A 22,958-nucleotide genomic window follows, 5' to 3' on the forward strand; every position below is an offset into this window, starting at 1 on the left:
GGGCCGCGCCCGGTGGCCCCGCGGCGGTGTCCGGTGCCACCGGTGACCCGCGCACGGCCTCACATCGGGGTCAGCAGGTCGCCGGTGACCGTCTGGCCCGGGATGTGCGCGTCCGCGCTCCCCGCGCCGTGCGGGCCCCCGGCCGCCGGCTCGCCCAGCAGCAGCGTGCGCACGACCCGCTCGGCGGCCCGGCCGTCGTCGAACTCGCAGAACCGGGCCCGGAACTCCGCCCGCGCCCGCGCCGCCCCCTCGTCCCGCCACGCCCCGGAGGCGAACAGCGAGACCAGCTCCGGATAGGAGCGCGAGACGCGGCCCGGCGCCTCGGCGGTGATGTCGAGGTAGGCACCCCGGCTCGCGGTGAACGCGGCCCAGTCGTCGGCGTGGACGACGATCGGCCGGTCCAGGTTGGCGTAGTCGAACATCAGGGACGAGTAGTCCGTCACCAGCGCGTCCGCGGCGAGCAGCACCTCCTCGACGTGCGGTTCGTCCGTCGCGTCGACCACGATCCCGCGCCGGGCCAGTTCCGACAGGCCCATGCCCCGCGCGGGCCCCTGCGCGAGCGTCGGGTGCAGCCGGACCACGAGGGTGTGTCCCGCGCCCAGGTCGGCCGCGAACCGGGCCGGGTCGATCCGTTCCACGTGCCCGCCCCGGCGGTAGTCCCGGCGGGTCGGCGCGTACAGCACCACCGTGTGGTCCTCCGGGATGCCGTGCCGCAGCCGGAAGGCGCTGCCCGCCCCCTCGGCCGGGACGGCCAGCACGTCGTTGCGGGGGCTGCCGGTGCGCACCGAGGTGAAGTGGCACGGGTAGGCCCGCTCCCAGACCAGCTCGGAGTGCCGGTTGGCGACCAGGCTGTAGTCCCAGCGGTCGGCCCGGCGCAGCATCTGCGGCACGTCGAGGCCGAGCCGGGCGCCGGGCTTGTCCCGCAGGTCGGCGCCCGCATACTTCAGCGGGGTGCCCCGGTGGGTGTGGATGTGCACGCTGCCGGGCCGCTTGGCCAGGGAGCCGGGCCAGTTGACGTCGTTGACGAAGAACGCCGCCCGCGCGGTGACCTCCAGGTAGCGCCGGGAGTCCACCCGGACCCACTCGACCCCGGGCGGCAGCCGCGCCGCGGTCTCCTCGTCCCGGACCACCCACACCCCGCGCAGCTGCGGGGCGATCTCCCGCGCCTTGCGGTACACGGCCGCCGGGTCGCCCAGCACGCCCCGGTGCGAGGACGCCGAGTACACCACCAGGTGCGGGTCCAGCGGGCGGCACGCGTGCAGGGCGGCGAAGCCGCGCCGGGCGCGCGCGCCGGCCGCACGGCGCGCCTGCGCAGCCCGCCGCGCGGCCTCCCGGCCGGCCCGTCCGGCCTGCCGGCTCAGCCGGTAGCGCGCGTACGACCCCTCCAGCAGGGCGGTCTCGCCGTCCACGCGGACGCCCTCGGGCTTGTGGGCCCGGAACATCTCGGCCGTGCGCCGGAAGAACTCCGCCTTGTCCGCGGGCGGCAGCCGGTCCGGCTTGGCGAGGATGTCCAGGCAGTGCTCGCCCATCTTGCGGTGCAGGTACGGCCGCCAGTCCCACAGGTCCGGGTGCCGGTCGACGAAGGCGAAGACCCGCGCGTACTGGTCGTGGACGTCGAAGTGCTTGCGGCTGGTGGTGGACAGGATGCTGCCCTGCCGGCGCTGCCGGTAGTTCACGCAGATCCGGTCCAGGGCGGCGATCCGCCCCGCGCTGAGCATGACCGGGAAGGTCCAGGGCGTGTCCTCGTAGTAGCCGGGCGGGAAGCGGAAGCCGTGCCCGGTCACGAAGTCCCGCCGGTACACCTTGTTCCACACCACCATCAGCAGGTCCAGGATCTCCGGGCGCCCGGCCGCCGTGAAGGTGTCCGCGCCCCCGGCCGCGCCCCCGGCCGGGGCCCCGGCCCCGTCCGGACGGGGGGGACCCCCGCCGGCCAGGACGTGCGCGAGCACGTTGCGCCGGGTGCCGCCCCACCAGTAGGTGCGCGCGTAGTCGAAGACCAGCACGTCCGGGTCGCCGGCCTCCGCCAGCCGGTCGGCGACGGCGCGCAGGGCGCCCGGGGTGAGGGTGTCGTCGCTGTCCAGGAAGAACAGGTAGTCGCCGGTGGCGTGCGGCATGCCGGCGTTGCGGGCGCGGCCCAGGCCGACGTTCTCCGGCAGGTGCAGCACCGTCACGCGCGGGTCGCGCGCCGCGTACTCGTCCAGGATGGCGCCGGAGCCGTCCGGTGAGCAGTCGTCCACGGCGATCAGTTCCAGGTCCTCGAAGGACTGCTCCAGCACCGAGTCCAGGCACTCGCGCAGGAAGCCCTGCACCTTGAAACAGGGGACGATCACACTGAAGCGGGGCACGGCGGGTCAGCTCCTCACGGGGGTCGCGGCGGCGGGTGCGGGGACGCGTTCGGCGAGCGGGACCACCGGCGGGATCGCCTCCGGCGGTTCGCCGAGCAGCACCCGCCGCACCACGCGCTCGGCGGCGCGCCCGTCGTCGAACTGGCAGAACCGCTCCCGGAACGCGGCCCGCAGGGCCGCCGACCCCGCTCCCGCGTAGGAGCCGTCGGCGAAGACACGGGCCAGCTCGTCCGGGGTGCGGGCGACCGGTCCCGGAGGCCCGGCCATCAGGTCGAAGTAGACGCCCCGCGTCTCCCGGTAGACCTCCCAGTCGTCGGCGTACACGACGATCGGCCGGTCCAGGTTGGCGTAGTCGAACATGATCGAGGAGTAGTCCGTGACCAGCGCGTCCGCGGCCAGGCACACGTCCTCGGCGCAGCGGTGCGCGGTGACGTCGATGACCCGGCCGGAGCCCCGCGCGCGCCCCCGGTCGTAGAAGTAGTGGGCGCGCAGCAGGACGACCACGTCCTGGCCGGCCGCCTCGCAGAACGCCTCCAGGTCCAGGCCGGTCTCGAAGCCGGTGTGGTGGTCGCGGTGGGTCGGCGCGTACAGCACGGCCCTGCTGCCCTCGGGCACGCCCAGGTCGCGCCGGACGCGGGCCACGTCGTCGGCGGTCGCCGTGTAGTAGACGTCGTTGCGCGGATAGCCGTACTCCAGGTGCTCGTAGGAGCCCGGGAAGGCGCGCTCCCACATCTGGGTGGAGTGGCGGTTGGACGACAGGTTGAAGTCCCAGCGGTCCACCCGGCCGAGCAGCTTGGCGAAGCTGCCGGTCCGCGCGGCCACCACCGGGTACGTCGACTGGTCCACGCCCATCGTCTTCAGCGGGGTGCCGTGCTGCGTCTGCAGGTGCACGCTGCCGGGCCGCTTGACGACGCCCTCGGCGAAGTTGGCGTTGTTCACCAGGTACGTGGCGCGGGCCAGCACCTCCCAGTAGCGGCGGGACCCGATCACCGCGTGCTCCACGCCCGGTGGCACCGCGGCCGCCTGGCCGGCCTCCACCAGGAACACCGACCGGATGTGCGGGGCCAGTTCGCGCGCCTTGGCGTGGATGGCGGCCGGGTTGCAGGCGTAGCCGCGCCCCCAGTAGGCGCAGTAGACGGCCAGCTCCGGGTCGAGCGGGCGGCGCAGGTCGCGGGCGTAGCGCAGCCGGGTGCGCAGCATGTGCGGGCGCGGCAGGCCCTCGGCGGCTCTCACCGCGGTCTGGTTGGCACCGCGCAGCGCCCGGAACGCGGTGTACGCGCCGGTCGCCAGCAGCCGGTGCTGCACGCCGAGGCTGCCGCCGGGCGCCTGGTAGCCGGCCGGGCGGTGGCGGCGGTAGAGGCGGCCGGCCCGGCGGAAGAAGGCACGGTGGCCGCAGGGCAGCCGCTCCGGCCGGGACGCCGTCCTCAGTACCCGGGCGAACAGCTGCTCGAACAGCGGCCGGGTCCGTTCGGCGGGCAGCCCGTGCTCGGCCGCCCGGGTCAGCACCAGCTCCACCTGGTCCAGCAGGGCGTGCTGGTGCGCTCCGGGCAGGTTGAGCCTGCTGCCCTGGCGGCGCAGCCGGTGCCGCACGACGGCCTGGCGCAGCACCGCGATCCGGGTGGCCGCGATGGTGGTCAGCCCGCCCCAGCCGAGTTCGGTGAAGTGGCCGTCGGGGAAGTCGAGGCCGTTGTCGGTGAGGAAGGAACGGCGGTAGACCGCGCTCCAGGCCGGGATGCCGACACCGGTCAGCTCGGGCGCGTCGCCGGGCGCGAACGCCCCCTTCGGGGCCCCGGCCAGCAACGGGGCGACCGGATTCGTCGGCTCGCCCTCCCACCAGGGGGTCCGCTCGTGTTCGGCGTAGAGCACGTCGGCGCCGGCGGTCTCGGCCAGCCGCGCGTCCAGCGCCGCCAGCGCGCCCGGCAGCAGCAGGTCGCCGCCGTCGAGGAACAGCACGTACGCGCCCCCCGCCGCCCGCACCCCGGCGTTGCGCACCCCGCCCGGCCCGGCGGACGCCGGCGCGTCGACCGGGGTCACCCGGGCGTCCCGCCCGGCGTACGCGGCGGCCACCGCGGCGTCCGGGGAACCGGGAACGGCGCAGACCGGGATCAGCTCCAGGTCGGCGAAGGACTGGGCGAGGACCGAGTCCAGCGCCTGGGACAGCCGGCCCTCTCCCGCCCGCGAACCGGCTCGGGCGGAGGGGGCCCCGTCCGCGTGGGACGGGACGATGATGCTGAAGCGGGGCATTCTGTTCTCTCTGTCGTCTTGCCGGCACGACCGGGCCGCCCCGCCGGACGCCGGCTGGAGGGCCGGCCGGGGGCGGACCGCGTCGTGCCGGGGGGCACGGGAACTCCCGGAAGGCACAACGCCGTTCAGCGGCTCCCGGTGACGGGGGAGGAACCGGAAGGTTGCGGTGCGGGGACCGGCGGGACGGACGCGGACGCGGCCGCCGCCGACGGCGCCGGCCGGCGCCCGGCGAGCGGGACGAACGCCGGGAGCCCCCGCGTCTCGCCCAGCACCACGTGCCGTACGACCCGCTCGGCGGCGTGCCCGTCGTCGTACGGGCAGAACCGCTCCCGGAACGCCGCCCGCAGCCTGGCCGCGCGGGTGCCCTGCCAGTGACCGGTGGCGAAGACGTCGATCAGCTCGTCCTCGCTGCGGACCACCGCGCCCGGCGGGAAGGTCCGCAGGTCCAGGTAGGTGCCCCGGGTGGCCTGGTACACGTCCCAGTCCCCGGTGTGGACGACGATCGGCCGGTCCAGGTTGGCGTAGTCGAACATCAGGGACGAGTAGTCCGTGACCAGCGCGTCCGAGGCCAGGCACAGGGACTCCAGGCTCGGGTGGCCGCGGACGTCGACGATCCGGGCGCCCCCGCCGGGGGTGCCGCCGGGCGCGGGGTGCGCGCGGGCCAGGATCACGAAGCGCGGGCCGAGGCGGTGCGAGATCCGCTCCAGGTCGAGCGGCGGGTACTGGGTGCGCACGTGGTCGCGGGGCACGGGCGCGTACAGGACGGCCACCGAGTCCCCGGGGACGCCCAGCGACGCGCGCAGCCGGGCCACGTCCGCCGCGGTGGCCCGCTGGAAGACGTCGTTGCGCGGACTGCCGTACTCCAGCGTGGTGTAGTGGCCGGGGTGCACCCGCTCCCAGACGAGGGTGGAGTGCCGGTTGCCGGACAGCACGTAGTCCCACTGGTCGACCTCCCGCAGCAGTTGCCCGAAGTCGGTGTCCCGGGCCGCCGCCGGATGCTCCTGCAGGTCCAGGCCCGTGTGCCGCAGCGGGGTGCCGTCCTGCGCCTGCACGAGGACCTGGCCCCGGCGCTTGCGCAGCCCGGGGCCGAAGCCGGTGTCGGTGACCAGGTACCGGGAGCGGGCCAGCGCCGCCTGGCAGGCGGCCGTGCCCGGCCGCAGCGGGCGCGGGCCCGACGGGTCCGGCCGCCGGTGCCCGGGGCCGGCGATCCACGCGGTGCGGACGTGCGGGGCGTGCGCGCGGAACGCCTCCTCCAGCGCGCCCGGCCCGCCGCCGTGGTCCCGGCCGCCGCCGGGGGCGAACACCGCGCGGTCGGCGTGCAGCGGCAGGTGGAGCTGGACCAGGTAGTGCAGCCGCAGGGCGGCGGTCCGCAGGGCGCGGGCCGCCCTGCCGGCGGACCCCAGCGCGCGCCGGCGGACCGCCGAGGCCAGCCGCAGGGCGCCCAGGACGCGGTGCAGGCCGAAGCGGACCAGGAGGTGCCGCACCCGGGAGCCCGGCGGGGTTCTCGTGCCCGGCACCCGGTACCGGCGGTAGTGGGTGCGGGCCCGGCGCAGGAACTCCGCGCGGCTGCCCCGCGGCAGCCGGTCGCGGCGGGTGAGGACCGTGAGGTGGTGGTCGACCATCCGGTGGAACAGCTCCGGCCGCCAGACGTGCAGCTCCGGCCGCCGCTCCACGTACGCGAACACCCGGTCGTACTGTTCGAAGACGTCGAAGTGCCTGCGGCTGGTGGTGCGCAGGATGCTGCCCCGCCGGCGCTGCCGGTAGTGCACGCACACCCGGTCCAGGGTGGCGATCGACCCGGCCGCCATCAGCACCGGGAAGGTCCACGGGGTGTCCTCGTAGTAGCCCGGCGGGAACGCGAACCCCTCGCGCTCGACGAACTCCCGCCGGTACGCCTTGTTCCACGCCACCATCAGCACCCGCAGCAGCCCCGGCCGGTCCGCCAGCCGGAACGGTGCCGGGCCCCGCTCGGTCAGCGGGGCCGCGATGCGGTTGCGGACCGTCCGGCCGTCCCAGTGGGTGCGCGCGTAGTCGTAGACCAGGACGTCCGGTCCGCCCGTCTCCTCGATCCGGCGGGCGATCGCGCGCAGTGCGTCCGGGGTGAGCGTGTCGTCGCCGTCCAGGAAGACCAGGTAGTCACCCGTCGCCTCGGCCGTGCCGGCGTTGCGGGCGCGCCCCAGGCCCCCGTTCTCCGCCAGGTGGACGGCCCTGACGCGCGCGTCGCGCGCCGCGTACTCGTCGATGATCGCGCCGCAGGCGTCCGGTGAGCAGTCGTCCACGGCGATCAGTTCGAGGTCGGTGCAGGACTGCGAGAGCACCGAGTCCAGGCACTCGGAGAGGTACGCCTGGACCTGGTACGCGGGGACGATGACACTGAACCGGGGCACGGCACATCCAGGGGTCGGTTGGCGCGGGCGTTCTGCCCGGGAACGGCCGGTGGAGCGACTTGGTTACGGCCCGTGCGGCAGGTGAGGTACATCGGGTGAACGCCGGGGGGCGGACCGTCGGCGGCCCGCCCCCCCGACCCGGTCCGGGACCGGCTTACTTGACGGCGCCCGCCATCACCCCGGACACGAACTGCCGCTGGAACGCGAAGAACACGGCCAGCGGGATCACCATCGAGATGAACGCGCCGGGCGCCAGCACGTCGATGTTGTTGCCGAACTGCCGTACCTGCGTCTGCAGGGCGACCGTGATCGGCTGCGAGCCGGACTTGGTGAACACCAGGGCGACCAGCATGTCGTTCCACACCCACAGGAACTGGAAGATGCCGAGGCTCGCGATGGCGGGCCCGCCGAGCGGCATCACCACCCGGGCGAACAGCCGGAGTTCACCGGCGCCGTCCAGCCGGGCCGCCTCCAGCAGCTCGCGGGGGATCTCGGCGAAGAAGTTCCGCAGCAGGAACACCGCGAACGGCAGTCCGAACCCCACGTGGAACAGGACCACGCCCAGGATCGTGCCGAACAGGCCGATCCCGCCGAACAGTTCGGCGATCGGGATCAGTGCCACCTGCACCGGCACGACCAGCAGGCCGACCACGCCGAGGAACCACCAGTCCCGTCCCGGGAACTCCATCCACGCGAAGGCGTACCCCGCCAGTGAGCCGATCACCACGACCAGCACGGTCGCGGGCACGGTGATCAGCACGGTGTTCACCAGGGAATGGGTGATGTCGCCGTTCTCCAGCAGCTTCCGGTAGCTGTCGAAGGTCAGCCGGGACGGTTCGGCGAACACCTGCCACCAGCCGCTCGCGCTCATCTCCTGCGGCGCGCGCAGGGAGGAGATCAGCAGCCCGACCGTCGGCACCAGCCAGAACAGGCCCACCACGACGAGGAAGGCGCGGACCAGGCCGCCGCCCAGCTTCTCCACGGCCCTCGCGCCGAGCGACCGCCGTGCCCCCACCGCCGGCTCGGCCGGTGCCGCCTTCCGGATGCCCCCGGCGGTCGCCGTCATCGCCGCACCTCCCGCCGCAGCCGACGAACGTTGAACAGCATCACCGGGATCACCAGCAGCAGCAGGAACACCGCGATCGCGCTCGCGATGCCCGGCTGCCCCTCCGCGAAGCCCTTGCGGTACAGCTCCAGGGCCAGCACGTTCGCGTCGTCCTGGGACGAGCCCGGCGCGATGATGTAGACGAGGTCGAACACCTTCAGCACGTTGATCATCAGCGTCACGGCGACGACCGCGAGGACCGGCGCCAGCAGCGGCACGGTGATCCTGCGGAACACCTGCCACTCGGTGGCCCCGTCCACCCGCGCGGCCTCCAGCAGCTCCCGGGGCACGCCCGCGAGCCCGGCCGCGATCAGCACCATCGCGAAGCCCGCCCACATCCACACGTACGACACGATGACGGCCGGGGTGACCAGCGCCGGGCCGAGCCAGTCGACGCCGTCGTACGGTTCCTTGAAGTTGTCCGCCGGAAGCCGCAGCCGTGCTCCGTCGGCCTTCGCGGGCAGCGTGAAGGTGCCGTCGCCGCCGGCCGTGGCCGTGGCCACCACCTCGCCGTCCTTCACCGCCTCGATCCGCATCCCGGCGTAGCCCAGCTCGGACGGGTCCGGCGCGCCCGGCCTGCCGACGCCCTTGCCGCGGGTGAAGTCCTGCCAGGTGGTGCCGGTGATCCTCCCCGGCTCAGGCTCCGCGGCCGCCGCCCTCTTCGCCCCGTCGGGCATCCGGTCGGGGGCGACCCCGACGAGCGGGAGGGCGACCGGCCGCCCGGCGTGCACGGCCGCCCTGGTCACGAAGCCCCCGGCCCGCGGCACGAGCGGCGATTCCCGGCCCGGGTGCGCCTTGGGGAACGCCGACGACCGCGCGAACGTGTCGTGCACCCCGACCCACACCGCGTTCGCCACGCCCTTGTCCGGGTCCTGGTCGTACACCAGCCGGAAGATGATCCCGGCCGCCAGCATCGAGATCGCCATCGGCATGAAGACGACCAGCTTGAACGCCGTCCCCCAGCGCACCCGTTCGGTCAGCACCGCGAAGACCAGACCGAGCGCGGTGGACACCGTCGGCGCGAACACCACCCACAGGACGTTGTTCTTCAGCGCCGTCCGGATGCCGTCGTCCGTGAACAGCGCCTCGTAGTTGTCGAATCCGGCGAAGCCGTCGCCCGAGGCGTTGGAGAAGCTGCGGACGACCGAGTACCCGATCGGGTAGACCACGAGCGCGCCGAGCAGCACCAGGGCCGGCAGCAGGAAGAGGGCTGCCACCGTCCTGCGGGTGCCGGTCACGCTCTTGCGGCTCTTGGGCGCGGCGGGGCCCGGTGGGGCCCCGGCCGCCGCTGCCGGCGCCATCGCCGGATCAGCTCCCGTTCCCGTACGCGGCCGCCGCGTCCTTCTCCAGCCTCGCCTGGGCGCCCGCGACGTCCTTCGGGTTCTTCAGGAAGTCCTGCAGGGCCTTCCACTCGCCCTTGCCGGGGGTGCCGCCGAAGGCCTGCGGAGCCTGGTCGGACATGTCGAACCGGAAGTCGTCACCGGACGCGACCAGCGCCCTGGCGATCCTGCGCTGCACCTCGTTCGGGTACGCCGAGTCCGGCACGTTCCTGTTCGGCGAGAGGTAACCGCCCAGCCCGGCCTGGATGGTGGCCGCGTCCGGGGAGGCCAGGAAGGTGGCGAGCGCCTGCGCCCCCTCGGAGTCCTCCAGGATGACGGCCGCGTCGCCGCCGGAGACCACCGGCGCCTCGGAGCCCACCGCCGGGAACGGGAACACCTTCGCGTCCGTGCCCACCTCCGCCTGGGTGTCACCGATGTTGACCTGCGCGAAGTCGCCCTCGTAGACCATCGCCGCCTTCGGCTGGTCGCCACCGGTGAAGGTCTGGGTGACGGAGGCCGGGAACTCGGTCTGCAGCGCGCCGTCCGCGCCGCCCGCCACGTAGTCCTTCCTGCCCCAGATCTGGGCGAGGGTGGTCAGCGCCCGCTTCACCGACGGATCGGTCCACTTGATCCGGTGCTGGGCGAGCCGGTCGTACTTCTCCGGGCCCGCCTGGGACAGGTAGACGTTCTCGAACCAGTCCGTCAGCGTCCAGCCGTCCGCGCCGCCGACCGAGAACGGGGTGACCCCCGAGTCGTACACCGCCCGCGCCGACGTCAGCAGCTCCTGCCAGGTCTTCGGCTCCTTGGCGCCCGCGTTCTCGAACGCCTGGGCGTTGTACCAGATCAGCGACTTGTTGGCGGCCTTGTAGTAGACGCCGTACTGCTTGCCGTCGACCTTGCCGACGTCCTGCCAGCCCGGCGAGTAGTTCTCCCGCAGCTCCTTGAGCGCGTCCGGGCCGAGCGGCTTGGCCCACCTCTTCTGCACGGTCTGCCTGATCGCGCCCGGCTGCGGCAGCAGCACGACGTCCGGCGGCTGGCCGCCCGCGATCTTCGATCCGAGGAAGTTGATGATCGGGTCCTGGGCGGGCACGAACGTCACCTTCGCACCGGTGCGCTCCTCGAACTCGGCGAGGACCTTCTTGAAGTTCGCCTGCTCGGTGCCGGTCCAGACGGCGGAGACCTCCAGGGTCGTGCCGTTCAGCCTCGGCAGGGTGACGGTGGAGCCGCCGGCGGTGGACCCGCCGGTCTTCTTCCCGGTGTCGTCCTCGTCGTCGCCGCCGGAGCAGGCGGTGAGCGCGAGCGCTCCCACGAGCAGGGCGGCGAGGGTGGTGACGGCTCTGGCGGTCCGGATCGTGCTGCTCTTGCTGCGCATCACTGCCCCGTTCTCCGTTACGTCGGAACGTTGTCCCGTTCGGTCCGGTTTACGCCGGGCGGCTCACGGGCGGCAAGAGCGCCTGCGCCGTCCGGCGGTTGATCGTGACCGGCTCGTGACGGGGGACCGTGCGTGCGGTCGCCGAGCGCTTGCCGGGGCGTTCACGGGAGGGGCGCGGCGGAGCCGGTGGGAGGGGTGCGGCGGGGCGGCGCGAGCGGTGCCGGTGGGAGGGGTGCGGCGGGTGCGCGGGCGTCGGGCCCCGTGCGGGGGCCGGGGCGCCGCCGGGCTCACCGGGTCCGGTCGCCGCACTCCCGGCGTTCGCCCGCGGGGCGGGCCGGGGTGCGGCGGCCGGGCCTAGAGCAGGGAGGGGACCTGCGCCGCCGAGACCTCCCGGGCCGCCCGCTCCACCGCACTCGCCAGCAGGGCCAGGTCGGTGGGGCCGTTGCCCAGTTCGCGCACCGGCCGGCGGGCCGGCGGGTCGCCCATGCGCTGCCACTCCAGCGGCACGACCGTGGGCCGCTGGGTCGCCGTGCGCGGGATGCGGCCCGTGACCCGGCCCCCCTGGAAACCGGTGACCCGCCCGTCCGCGTGCGCCAGCCTGCCGCGCCCCGGCGCCGGCTCGTCGGGCCCGGACTTCGGCGCGTCCAGCGTCACCCGCAGGGCGGCCCGGCGGGCCGGTTCCGTCTCCGCCGTACGGCCGCCGGCCTGGGCCGTCGCCACCAGGTGCACGCCGAGCCGCTCGCCCTCCCGGGCCACCGCCTCCAGCGCCCGCAGCACCGAACCGGCGGCGGGCCGGCCCGGTGAACCGAGCGCGGGGGACACCAGCGCGTCCAGGTCGTCGACCACCACCACCAGCCGGGGCAGCGGCGGCGGGACCTCGGTGCGCTGCCGCGCGGCGGCGGGCCGCAGCCGCAGCGTGGCGGTGGGCGTCGCCTCCGCGTCCGGGGCCCCGGACGGCCGCCCCGCCGGCGTGCGCTGCGCGACGACGCGGCCCGGCACCGCACGCGCCGCGTGCCACTCGGCGAAACCCGTCCGGCCCAGCAACTCCGCCCGCCGCTTCAGCTCGGCGCTCAGCGACTGCGCGAACTCCCGCATCCGGACGGGGTCGTTGGCGAGCAGGTGGGTCGTCACATGGGGGATGTCCGTGCACACGCGCAGGCCCTCGCCGCGGCCGGCGCCCGTGCCGACGCCGTCCCGGCCGTCGATCAGCACCAGGCCCAGCCGGTCGGGCCGCTCGGCGGCGGCCAGCGAGGCGACCACGGTGCGCAGCAGTTCGGTACGGCCGCTGCCGGCCGGCCCCTCGACCAGCAGGTGCGGCCCGTCGGCGACCAGGTCGGCCGTGAGCGGGCCGTGCGGCCCGGCGCCCAGCACCGCCCGGGCCCGGCCGCCCGGTGACCCGGTGTCGTCGGCCGAGTCCGCCCAGCGGGCCATCAGCGACGCCGGGGTCGCCCGGGCGAGCCCCAGTTCGTCCAGCAGCCGCGCCGACTGCGGCAGCGGCACGGCCACGCGCGCGTGCCCTTCGTCGGCGGGGCCGTCCGCGCGCAGGGGGGCCAGCGCCCGCGCGAACCGCTCCGCCCAGACGGCGGACACCGCGTCCACGGCGGCGAGCGCACCCGGGCCGACGGGACCCGTCGGGGCGATCCGCATCAGGTGCAGCGCGCTGGCGACGTCGCCGCTGAGCAGGGCGACGGCCCCGCAGTGCCGGAAGGTCGGCGTGACCGCGCAGGCCGCCTCGTACGCCCGCGCCACCGGCGAGACGGGCGAGGTGGGCTCGGTCTCGGCGAGGCACAGGACGTGGATCCCGGCCCGCGGTCCGGCCGTGGCCAGCCGCCCCAGGGCCTCCTGCAGGGAGGTACCGCCCGGATCCCCGTCGACCACGACCACGGTGTACGGCCCCGGGAACCCGCCCGGCCCCTCCAGCCCGGCGCCGTCCCTCGCCCAGGTGGGGCGCCGGCCGGCCGGCGGGCCGGCGTGCGCCCCGACCGGGGCCGAGCCCGCCGGAGCGGCCGGGAGGGCCACGGCGGACGGCGCCGGTCCGCCGGCGCCCGCCGCCGTGTCCGCCCCGGCGGTGAGTCCGCGCCCGTCCGTGCCGGTCGCCGGCACCGCTCCCGCCGCCGGTCCGGCCGGGGTCCGGGGCGGAGCCGGCTGCGCCGTGCTCCGCCCCGAGGCCGCGTAGTCGTCCACGCGGCGCAGCAGCTCCTCCGTGCGGGCCGCCGCCTGTTCGCGGTCGTAGGCCAGCAGCAGGCGGCAGTCCTGGCCGTGTCCCGGGCGGACGTGCGGGAGCCAGCCCAGCCAGGACCACTCGGCCGTGCGCTCCTCCACCGGGCGGGAGCGGTCCGCGCTGATCAGCACGACCTCCAGCAGGTCCGGGGAGTGCAGTGCGGCCAGCTGGGCCAGCACCGCGCGGGCCAGCCCGGACAGCCGGGGGCGCGGACCGGCCAGGCCCAGTCCGCCCACCTCGCGCAGCGAGGCCGTCACGGGGACGGCGGGCAGCACGCCCGAGCCGTCCGGCGCGCTCCGGTCGGCCGTGCCGAGCCGCACGGCCAGTGCCTCGGGGTGCCCCGGCCCCCGTTCCCACAGCCGGGGGCCCGGGCCCAGGGCAGTGAGCAGCAGTGCGGCGGGGTCGGGCCAGGCGTCCGGCACCCGCGGCACCCCGGCCGCGCCGGTCCGCGGGGCCTCGTGCGCCGCCGGGGCGGCTGCCGGCTGTTCCCCGCGCCCACCGGCCAGCCGCCGCGCCCACGCGCCGAGCCCGCCCCGGCGCCGGGCGCCCTGGGAGGCGTCGGTGTCCTGCGGTCCCGGGCCGGGCGGCACGGCGCCGGGAACCGCGCCCTGCCCCGCCGTACCGGAGTACGCGCCCCCGAGCGCGCCGACCCCGTGATGCCCCGCGTGCGTCACCCCGTCACCGCCGGCCGCTCCGCGCGTCCCTGCCGCACCGCCCGGCACGCCGCGCCCGAAGCCCGCACCGGGGTCCGGGCCGCCCGCGCCGTACGCCCCCGCTTCCGTCGTCTCGTGCGCGTCCGCGAAGCCGCCCGGAACGGCGTCCGCGCCGAAGGCTCCGGGTGCCGCACCCCGCGCGTTCCCGCCGTGGTGGGCGGTGCCCGGGCCGCCCGGGCCCGCGGTGACCGGGCCGGACGCGGCCGGCCCCCCGCCCCGCCCGGCGCTCCCGGGGCGACCCGCGCCCGGGCTTCCGCCGGCGTCCGGCGCACCACCGGACGAACCGGGTGCGCCCGCGTGGCCGCCCCGGCGCTCGATGCCCGGCACACCGCCCTGCCCGGGGACGAACGGCGGTTCCGCGCGCCGGTGCCCGCCGGACCCCCCGCCGGCGCGGTCGCCCGGCGCGCCGGGAACGCCGCCGGCCGCTCCGGTCCGTTCGGCCGCTCCGGCCGGTTCGCCCCCGGGGCGACCCGCACGCAGCCCTCGCCGTCGGGGACCGTCCGCACGCGGGCCCCGGGACCCCCGGACGGAGTAACCCGCAGGGCGGACTCGCCGATCCTCAGCACGGCCCCCGGAGGGAAGCGCACCGGGCGGTCGGTGATGCGGGCGCCGTCCAGGGCGGTGCCGTTCGTGGAGTCGAGGTCGGCCACCGAGACGCGGCCGTCGGCGGCGACCGTGACCGCGCAGTGCAGGCGGGAGACGTCCGGGTCGTCCAGCGGGACGTCGGCGTCGGCGGAGCGGCCGACGGTGATCCGGCCGCCGTGCAGGAGGTGGACCCCGCCCGCGTCCGGGCCCGCGACCACGTGCAGCTGGGTGGGGGCGTCGTCCAGCTCGGGATGCGGCTCGGGGGCCGCGGGAGCGCCCAGGGACAGCACGGCGCCGTCGATCAGCGGGGGCTCGCCGAGGACGCAGCGGCGCAGGTCCAGCCGCTCCGCGCCCGCGTAGAGCACCACCTGCGCGCCGGAGGACTCCCGGGCCGCACCGGCGTCTCCGGTGACCGCCGTGGCCAGCGCCGAGGCCACCGCGGCCAGGTCCGTGCCCGCGGGGGCCGTGACCAGCACGTCACGGCTCGCGGCGCGGCCCCGCCGCGGGGACGGGCCCAGCGGGTCTACGACGGTCAGCCGGATCTGCATCGCCGTCAGCGGTCCCTTCTGCCCGGACGCGGACATCCCCCGCCCCGCACGAGCACAGTCGGCCAGTACTGCAGGCATCCTCGCACCTGTCACCGACAACACGCCCACGATCGGCCATCACGTGATCTTGATTGGTCGGCTCTGCCCCCAAAAGTGCCCGACCGTCACCGTGCCGGCGATCAGTTGAGATCGGTCACGCCCGGTGCCGGGCAACCAACGGACCGGGGCGGGCGTCTTTCCTTCGAACCGGCCCGAACCGGCCCGAACCGGACCGGAACCAGGCCGCAACCGGGCCCGGACCGCACCGGCTCCGGCCCGGACCGCGGACCGGCGGGCCGGCCGACGTCGTCCTGGAACGCTTGCGTGCCGTCCCGCGGAGCGGCACTACAGTGGGTCGGGACGCAGGCAAGCAAGCAGCAGCACACAGCAGGGAGCGCGTGACGTGCGGCCAGTCGGCAGCAAGTACCTGCTCGAGGAGCCGCTCGGACGCGGCGCCACGGGCACCGTCTGGCGTGCCCGCCAGCGCGAGACCGCGGGCGCCGAGGCGGCCGTGCCCGGCCAGCCCGGCGAGACCGTCGCGATCAAGGTCCTCAAGGAGGAGCTGGCGAGCGACCCCGACATCGTGATGCGCTTCCTCAGGGAGCGCTCCGTCCTGCTCCGGCTCACCCACCCGAACATCGTCCGGGTCCGCGACCTGGTCGTCGAGGGCGACCTGCTGGCGCTGGTCATGGACCTCGTCGACGGCCCCGACCTGCACCGCTACCTGCGCGAGAACGGCTCCTTCACGCCGGTCGCCGCCGCCCTGCTGACCGCGCAGATCGCCGACGCCCTCGCCGCGAGCCACGCCGACGGCGTCGTCCACCGCGACCTGAAGCCCGCGAACGTGCTGCTCCGGCAGTACGACGGGCAGATGCACCCGATGCTGACCGACTTCGGCATCGCCCGTCTCGCCGACTCCCCGGGCCTGACCCGCACCCACGAGTTCGTCGGTACGCCCGCGTACGTCGCGCCGGAGTCCGCCGAGGGCCGCCCGCAGACTTCGGCCGTGGACGTCTACGGTGCCGGGATCCTGCTGTACGAGCTGGTCACCGGCCGTCCGCCGTTCTCCGGCAGCACCGCGCTCGAAGTGCTGCACCAGCACCTGAGCGCCGAGCCGCGCCGCCCCTCCACCGTCCCGGACCCGCTGTGGACGGTCATCGAGCGCTGCCTGCGCAAGGACCCCGGGCAACGGCCGAGCGCCGAGAACCTCGCGCGCGGGCTGCGCGTCGTCGCCGAGGGCGTCGGCGTGCACGCCGACGCCGCGCGGATCGCCGCCGCCGAGGGCGTGGGCGCCCTGCTGGCCCCCGACCCGGCCCCGGCCCCGGTCCCGGGCGTGCCCGGCGCCGCCGGCCCCACCCAGGTGCTGCCGGCGGGCACGCCGCAGGGGGCGTACGACCCGAACGCGGCGACCAGCGTCCTGCCGCACACCGGCGGCCCCGCCGGCGCGGCCGACCCCACCACCGTGCTGCCCGCCACCGGCGCGGCGGACCCGACCGCCGTCATGCCGCCGCTGCCCCAGGGCCGGCCCGGCCGGCAGGACGAGCAGGACGAGCAGGACGAGCAGCAGCCGCACCCGTGGCAGACCCAGCTGCGTGCCGCCCGCGACCGCAACGAGCAGACGCAGGTGCAGTACCTCGACCCCGACGAGGACCCGCTGCGCCGCCGCCCCCAGCGGCAGGCCGCCCGGCCGCAGCAGCAGCCGCGCCCGGCCCCGCAGCCGCGCCCCCAGCGTCCGCAGCCGCGCGGCCGGCAGCGCCCGGCGGCCGACTACGGCTACCCGCAGCAGCCGCAGCAGTACGCCCCGCCGCAGCAGCCGCAGCGGTACGCCCCGCCCGCCCGGCCCGAGCCGCGCCCCGCGCGTGAGCCCCGGCCGGCCCGGCAGCGCGGCGCCAACCCGATGAAGATCCCCGGACTGGGCTGCCTGAAGGGCTGCCTGTTCACGATCGTCATCCTGGTCGTCGCCGGCTGGCTGGTGTGGGAGCTGACCCCGCTGCACACCTGGGTCGGCCAGGGCAAGGGCTACTGGGACCAGCTGACCGACTGGGTCGGCGCCGTGAGCGACTGGGTCGGGAAGCTGGACGGCTCCGGCACCGGCAACTGAGCGCGAGTCTGGTTATTTGTCGACACCCGACGGGTGATTTCCGTCTCCGCGGTGAAGGTCGGCTCGCCGGACGCGTAGTTTTTACTGACAACACGCGTCTGTAGGAGCAGTCTTGGCACGGAAGATCGGCAGCCGGTACACCGCCAACCAGATCCTGGGACGGGGCAGCGCCGGCACGGTGTGGCTGGGCGAGGGACCGGACGGCCCCGTCGCCGTCAAGCTGCTGCGCGAGGACCTCGCCTCCGATCAGGAACTCGTCGGACGCTTCGTCCAGGAGCGCACCGCACTGCTCGGCCTGGAGCACCCGCACATCGTGTCCGTGCGCGACCTGGTGGTCGACGGCAACGACCTCGCGCTGGTCATGGACCTGGTCCGGGGCACGGACCTGCGCACCCGCCTGGAGCGCGAGCGGCGGCTCGCCCCGGAGGCGGCCGTCGCGATCGTCGCGGACGTGGCCGACGCGCTCGCCGCGGCCCACGCGGCCGGCGTCGTGCACCGGGACGTCAAGCCCGAGAACGTACTGCTGGACATGCAGGGCCCGCTCGGCCCCGGCGGCGCCCACCCGGCGCTGCTCACCGACTTCGGCGTCGCCAAGCTGATCGACTCCCCGAAGCGGACCCGCGCCACGAAGATCATCGGCACGCCCGACTACCTGGCCCCGGAGATCGTCGAGGGCCTGCCCCCGCGGGCCGCCGTGGACATCTACGCGCTGGCGACGGTCCTGTACGAGCTGCTCGCCGGCTTCACCCCCTTCGGCGGCGGCCACCCCGGCGCGGTCCTGCGCCGGCACGTCACCGAGACCGTCGTACCGCTGCCCGGCATCCCCGAGGAGCTGTGGCAGCTGATCGTGCAGTGCCTGGCCAAGGCCCCCGCCTCCCGGCTGCGCGCCTCGGAGCTGGCGGCGCGGCTGCGCGAGCAGCTGCCGCTGCTGGCCGGGATGCCCCCGCTCGACGTGGACGAGCCGGACGCGGAGTCCCAGGAGCAGGGCCCCGGGGAGCCCGCGGCACCGGCCGCGTCCGCGGAGCCCCCGCGCCGCCGGGGCGCGGTGCCCCTGGTCCCGGGGGCCAGGCCGGACTCCAACCGGGACACGCACACCTCGATGCGGGTGCCGGCCCCGGACGAGCTGGCCGGGGGAGCCCGGGGCACGGCGCGCGCGCCCCGCGCGTCCGGTGCGCCCCGGCCGGGCTCGGCCCGGCACCGGGCCGCCGCCCGCCGCCGCAGGATCACCCTGGGCGTCGCGGGGGTGGTGCTGGCCGCGGCCGTCGGCTTCGGCGCCTGGGCGGCGGCCTCGGGGGGCGACCGGCCGCCGCGGGACACCCACGGCACGTCGGCGCCCTGAAGCCCGGGGCCGGCCCCGGGCCGCAGGCCGCGGGCGCCCGGCCCTGCCCGCTCGACGGAGCCGTTACGCTGGGGGCGTGGCAGTCGTCGATGTATCCGAAGAGCTGAAGTCCCTCTCCTCGACCATGGAGTCGATCGAGGCCGTCCTGGACCTCGATGCGATGAGGGCCCAAATCGCCGTGCTTGAGGAGCAGGCGGCGGCACCGTCCCTGTGGGACAACCCGGACGAGGCGCAGAAGGTCACCAGCAAGCTCTCCCACCTCCAGGCGGAGGTCAGGAAGGCCGAGGCGCTGCGCGGCCGGATCGACGATCTCGCCGTGCTGTTCGAGATGGCCGAGGAGGAGGACGACCCGGACACCCGCGCCGAGGCCGAGTCCGAGCTGACCGCCGTGCGGAAGGCGCTGGACGAGATGGAGGTCCGGACGCTGCTCAGCGGCGAGTACGACTCCCGTGAGGCCCTCGTCAACATCCGCGCCGAGGCCGGTGGCGTCGACGCCGCCGACTTCGCCGAGAAGCTGCAGCGCATGTACCTGCGCTGGGCCGAGCAGCGCGGCTACAAGACGGAGGTCTACGAGACGTCGTACGCCGAGGAGGCCGGCATCAAGTCGACCACCTTCGCCGTGCAGGCGCCGTACGCCTACGGGACGCTCTCGGTCGAGCAGGGCACGCACCGCCTCGTGCGCATCTCGCCCTACGACAACCAGGGGCGCCGCCAGACCTCCTTCGCCGGTGTCGAGGTGCTGCCCGTCGTCGAGCAGTCCGACCACGTCGAGATCGACGAGAGCGAACTGCGCATCGACGTCTACCGGTCCTCCGGCCCCGGCGGCCAGGGCGTCAACACCACCGACTCCGCCGTGCGCATCACGCACCTGCCCACCGGCATCGTGGTCTCCTGCCAGAACGAGCGGTCGCAGATCCAGAACAAGGCCACCGCGATGAACGTCCTGCAGGCCAAGCTGCTGGAGCGGCGCCGGCAGGAGGAGCAGGCCAGGATGGACGCCCTCAAGGGCGACGGCGGCAACTCCTGGGGCAACCAGATGCGCTCGTACGTGCTGCACCCGTACCAGATGGTCAAGGACCTGCGCACCGACCACGAAGTGGGCAACCCCGAGGCCGTGTTCAACGGCGAGATCGACGGGTTCCTGGAGGCCGGCATCCGCTGGCGCAAGCAGCAGGAGAAGTGACTTCGTCGACGTGACAACTGCCGCCCGCGAGGCGGCAGTTGTCATTCGTCTGGGTTTTACGTCACACTCACACGCTTCAAATGCCGGCAAACGCCCCCTCCGGGGACACCGCGCCCGCAACGGCCTTGACGCTGCTTCGAAAAGTGGGAAGGGTGACCGTGGCACGCGTGTCTCTGGGGCGCATGTGAACCGGGGAAATCGGACCGCTCGACCTCGATTCGGGCTTCATCGGCGACCCCCGTCGATCACGGCCGGCCCCACGCGCCGCCTCATTGACGATCAGCTACTGGGGGTAGCAACCACATGACGAAGAAGACGCGGGTCCGGGTCGCGCGGATCGCCGCCGGCGCCGTGATCGCGGCCGGCGCCTCACTGACCGCGGCCGGCGCGGCTTCCGCCCTGGACCTCGGTGTCCAGGCGGGCCCCATCGCCATCGGCGTGGACACGGGGGGCGACACCGACGGCACGACCGAGGGGACGGCCCAGGGCGCCACCGAGGGCGCCAGCCTCGGTGTGACCGAGGGCACCTCCGAGGGTGCGGTCCAGGGCGCCACCGAGGGTGCGGTCCAGGGCACCTCCGAGGGTGCGGTCCAGGGCACCACCGAGGGTGCGGTCCAGGGCGCCACCGAGGGCACCTCCACGGGTACGTCCGAGGGTGCGGTCCAGGGCACCACCGAGGGCACCTCCACGGGTACGTCCGAGGGCTCGGTCCAGGGCACCACCGAGGGCGGCTCGGGCAACGGCGGTGATTCCGGCAACGGTGGCGGCTCGGGCAACGGCGGTGATTCCGGCAACGGTGGCGGTTCCGGCAACGGTGGCGGCTCGGGCAACGGTGGCGGCTCGGGCAACGGTGGCGGTTCCGGCAACGGTGGCGGCTCGGGCAACGGCGGCGGTTCCGGCAACGGCGGCACCTCCGGCGGTTCCACCTCCGGCGGATCCGGCAGCACGGGCGGTGACAGCGGCTCGGGCGGCTCCGCCACCGGCGGCTCCGGCAGCACCGGCGGCAACAACACCACCCCCGACGGCGGCGGCAACGACAACGTCTCCCAGGAGGCGGGGTCCTCGGCCCTCACCGACACCGGGACGGACACCACGGCCCAGGGCGGCGACCAGCAGCTCGCCGAGACGGGCGCCGGCCAGACGGCGTTCCTGCTCATCGGCGCCGCCACGATGATCGCCGGCGGCATCGGCTTCCGCTTCCTGCCGCAGCTGGTCGGCGGCCGGGGCGCCGCCGCCTGAGCGTGGCCGTACGGCCACGCCGCGCACGCGCGACGCATCACCGAAGGGCCCGGAGCACGACGCTCCGGGCCCTTCCGGAGTCCTCACGGCTCCTTGGGCGCCGTCCCGCTCCCCCGCGCCGCCGCTAGGCGGTCTGGTGCGCCAGCAGCGCCACGGCGGCGATCAGCACCGCCAGCAGCGCGACCAGCGCCATCGGGTTCAGCCCCGCGAAGAAGCCCTCCTGCTGCAGTCGCTCGCGGTTGGCACGGCACACCGGGCACCGGCCCTCGCTCACGGGCGCTGCGCAGTTCGCGCACACCAACCGGTCGTACGTCATGCGCTCGCCCTCCTTGCACCGGCCATCACCCACACAACGCGTACGGGAACGAGAACGTTCCCCCTCCACTGTGCCAGGTTCCCGCCGGGCTTGCGCAGGGCGCCGAAAGGTCGGCCTCCCCGGAAACTCCCGCACAAAAAGGCACAAGTAACGCCCAACCGCAACCGGGATCTGCGCGCGTGCACCCGGTTCGCGTATGGTCACGCACATCTACCCCCGGCGACCCGTGGTGCATCCGTGATCCGATTCGACAACGTCTCCAAGGTCTACCCCAAGCAGACCCGCCCCGCACTGAGGGATGTCTCCCTTGAGGTGGAGAAGGGCGAGTTCGTCTTCCTCGTGGGGTCCTCCGGCTCCGGGAAGTCGACCTTCCTGCGGCTCGTCCTCCGCGAGGAGCGGTGCAGCCACGGCCAGGTGCACGTCCTGGGCAAGGACCTCGCGCGCCTCTCCAACTGGAAGGTGCCGCAGATGCGCCGCCAGCTGGGGACGGTGTTCCAGGACTTCCGGCTCCTGCCCAACAAGACGGTCGCGGAGAACGTGGCCTTCGCGCAGGAGGTCATCGGCAAGTCGCGCGGCGAGATCCGCAAGTCCGTGCCGCAGGTGCTGGACCTGGTCGGGCTAGGCGGCAAGGAGGACCGCATGCCGGGCGAGCTGTCCGGCGGCGAACAGCAGCGCGTCGCCATCGCGCGCGCCTTCGTCAACCGGCCCAAGCTGCTCATCGCCGACGAGCCGACCGGCAACCTCGACCCGCAGACCTCCGTCGGCATCATGAAACTGCTCGACCGCATCAACCGGACGGGCACCACCGTCATCATGGCGACGCACGACCAGAACATCGTGGACCAGATGCGCAAGCGCGTCATCGAGCTGGAGAAGGGCCGCCTCGTCCGCGACCAGGCCCGCGGCGTCTACGGCTACCAGCACTGAACGCCGTACCCGTCTTCTGAGGACCGTCCACGGAAAGGCTTAACCCGAGGCCATGCGCGCCCAGTTCGTCCTGTCGGAGATCGGTGTCGGTCTCCGCCGCAACCTGACGATGACCTTCGCCGTCATCGTCTCCGTCGCCCTGTCCCTGGCCCTGTTCGGTGGCTCGCTGCTGATGAGCGACCAGGTGAGCACCATGAAGGGCTACTGGTACGACAAGGTCAACGTCTCGATCTTCCTGTGCAACAAGAGCGACGCCCAGTCGGACCCCAACTGCGCCAAGGGTGCGGTCACCGAGGACCAGAAGAAGCAGATCCTGCGCGACCTGGACAACATGCCGGTCGTCGAGAAGGTGACGTACGAGTCCCAGGATCAGGCGTACAAGCACTACAAGGAGCAGTTCGGCAGCTCCCCGCTGGCCGGCTCCCTCACGCCGGACCAGATGCAGGAGTCGTACCGGGTCAAGCTGAAGGACCCGGAGAAGTACCAGGTCGTCGCCACCGCCTTCAACGGGCGTGACGGCGTGCAGTCGGTGCAGGACCAGAAGGGCATCCTGGACAACCTCTTCGGACTGCTGAACCTGATGAACCGGGCGGCGCTCGGCGTGATGGCCCTGATGCTGGTCGTCGCGCTGCTGCTGATCGTCAACACCGTGCGCGTCTCGGCGTTCAGCCGCCGTCGCGAGACCGGGATCATGCGCCTGGTCGGCGCCTCGGGCTTCTACATCCAGGCGCCGTTCATCATGGAGGCCGCGGTCGCCGGTCTCATCGGCGGCGGGCTCGCCTGCCTCTTCCTCGTCGTGGGCCGGTACTTCACCATCGACCACGGCATGGCCCTGTCCAACAAGCTGACCCTCATCAACTTCGTGGGCTGGGACGCGGTGTTGACCAAGCTGCCGCTGATCCTCGCCACCAGCGTGCTGATGCCGTCCCTGGCGGCGTTCTTCGCGCTGCGCAAGTACTTGAAGGTGTGACGCAC

General features: G+C 74.7%; 14 protein-coding genes. 6 read left to right on the top strand and 8 right to left on the bottom strand.

The window, feature by feature from the left end:
• Nucleotides 1-59 precede the first annotated feature (59 nt).
• The 7 genes from QQY24_RS19320 to QQY24_RS19350 form a co-directional block, all read right to left on the bottom strand.
• Nucleotides 60-2,345 (bottom strand): bifunctional glycosyltransferase/CDP-glycerol:glycerophosphate glycerophosphotransferase, encoded by a 2,286-nt coding sequence (locus tag QQY24_RS19320; protein WP_301973942.1) that lies wholly within the window; start codon nt 2,343-2,345, stop codon nt 60-62.
• Between the two features lie 6 nt (nt 2,346-2,351).
• Complete coding sequence (locus QQY24_RS19325) at nt 2,352-4,589, bottom strand: CDP-glycerol glycerophosphotransferase family protein (RefSeq protein WP_301973943.1); 2,238 nt, start codon at nt 4,587-4,589, stop codon at nt 2,352-2,354.
• 125 nt (nt 4,590-4,714) lie between these two features.
• A complete protein-coding gene (locus tag QQY24_RS19330; protein WP_301973944.1) occupies nt 4,715-6,976 on the bottom strand; it encodes a bifunctional glycosyltransferase family 2 protein/CDP-glycerol:glycerophosphate glycerophosphotransferase in 2,262 nt (753 codons plus the stop codon).
• A gap of 154 nt (nt 6,977-7,130) precedes the next feature.
• Nucleotides 7,131-8,042, bottom strand: coding sequence for a carbohydrate ABC transporter permease (locus QQY24_RS19335; protein ID WP_301973945.1), 912 nt, complete (start codon nt 8,040-8,042; stop codon nt 7,131-7,133).
• Entirely contained in the window at nt 8,039-9,319 is a 1,281-nt protein-coding gene (locus QQY24_RS19340) for a carbohydrate ABC transporter permease (RefSeq protein WP_301976291.1), read from the bottom strand. Before QQY24_RS19340 ends, QQY24_RS19335 begins: the two co-directional genes overlap by 4 nt.
• Nucleotides 9,320-9,389: 70 nt before the next feature.
• Nucleotides 9,390-10,772: an ABC transporter substrate-binding protein gene (locus QQY24_RS19345; RefSeq protein WP_301973946.1), complete on the bottom strand. Its 1,383-nt coding sequence runs from the start codon at nt 10,770-10,772 to the stop codon at nt 9,390-9,392.
• A gap of 354 nt (nt 10,773-11,126) precedes the next feature.
• Nucleotides 11,127-14,618 carry an FtsK/SpoIIIE domain-containing protein gene (locus QQY24_RS19350; RefSeq protein ID WP_301976292.1) on the bottom strand — a complete coding sequence of 1,164 codons (3,492 nt, stop codon included), beginning with the start codon at nt 14,616-14,618 and terminating at the stop codon, nt 11,127-11,129.
• 663 nt (nt 14,619-15,281) lie between these two features.
• On the opposite strand from QQY24_RS19350, the gene QQY24_RS19355 reads away from it, so the two are divergent.
• From QQY24_RS19355 to QQY24_RS19370, 4 genes are all read left to right on the top strand, one after another.
• Nucleotides 15,282-16,979: a serine/threonine-protein kinase gene (locus QQY24_RS19355; RefSeq protein ID WP_301973947.1), complete on the top strand. Its 1,698-nt coding sequence runs from the start codon at nt 15,282-15,284 to the stop codon at nt 16,977-16,979.
• Between the two features lie 112 nt (nt 16,980-17,091).
• A complete protein-coding gene (locus QQY24_RS19360; protein WP_301973948.1) occupies nt 17,092-18,318 on the top strand; it encodes a serine/threonine-protein kinase in 1,227 nt (408 codons plus the stop codon).
• A 76-nt stretch (nt 18,319-18,394) separates the two neighbouring features.
• Nucleotides 18,395-19,501 (top strand): peptide chain release factor 2, encoded by a 1,107-nt coding sequence (gene prfB, locus QQY24_RS19365; RefSeq protein WP_301973949.1) that lies wholly within the window; start codon nt 18,395-18,397, stop codon nt 19,499-19,501.
• A gap of 303 nt (nt 19,502-19,804) precedes the next feature.
• A complete protein-coding gene (locus QQY24_RS19370) occupies nt 19,805-20,740 on the top strand; it encodes a hypothetical protein (RefSeq protein ID WP_301973950.1) in 936 nt (311 codons plus the stop codon).
• 124 nt (nt 20,741-20,864) lie between these two features.
• On the opposite strand, the gene QQY24_RS19375 is transcribed toward QQY24_RS19370, so the two are convergent.
• Nucleotides 20,865-21,056 (bottom strand): hypothetical protein, encoded by a 192-nt coding sequence (locus QQY24_RS19375; RefSeq protein ID WP_301973951.1) that lies wholly within the window; start codon nt 21,054-21,056, stop codon nt 20,865-20,867.
• Between the two features lie 237 nt (nt 21,057-21,293).
• Between QQY24_RS19375 and ftsE the strand changes: the two genes are divergently transcribed.
• Nucleotides 21,294-21,983 carry a cell division ATP-binding protein FtsE gene (gene ftsE, locus QQY24_RS19380; RefSeq protein WP_031159396.1) on the top strand — a complete coding sequence of 230 codons (690 nt, stop codon included), beginning with the start codon at nt 21,294-21,296 and terminating at the stop codon, nt 21,981-21,983.
• A gap of 52 nt (nt 21,984-22,035) precedes the next feature.
• Nucleotides 22,036-22,953 (top strand): permease-like cell division protein FtsX, encoded by a 918-nt coding sequence (gene ftsX / locus QQY24_RS19385; protein WP_301973952.1) that lies wholly within the window; start codon nt 22,036-22,038, stop codon nt 22,951-22,953.
• The last annotated feature ends 5 nt before the right edge of the window (nt 22,954-22,958 follow it).

This window comes from Streptomyces sp. TG1A-8, assembly GCF_030499535.1.
In the GTDB taxonomy this organism is placed as follows: domain Bacteria; phylum Actinomycetota; class Actinomycetes; order Streptomycetales; family Streptomycetaceae; genus Streptomyces.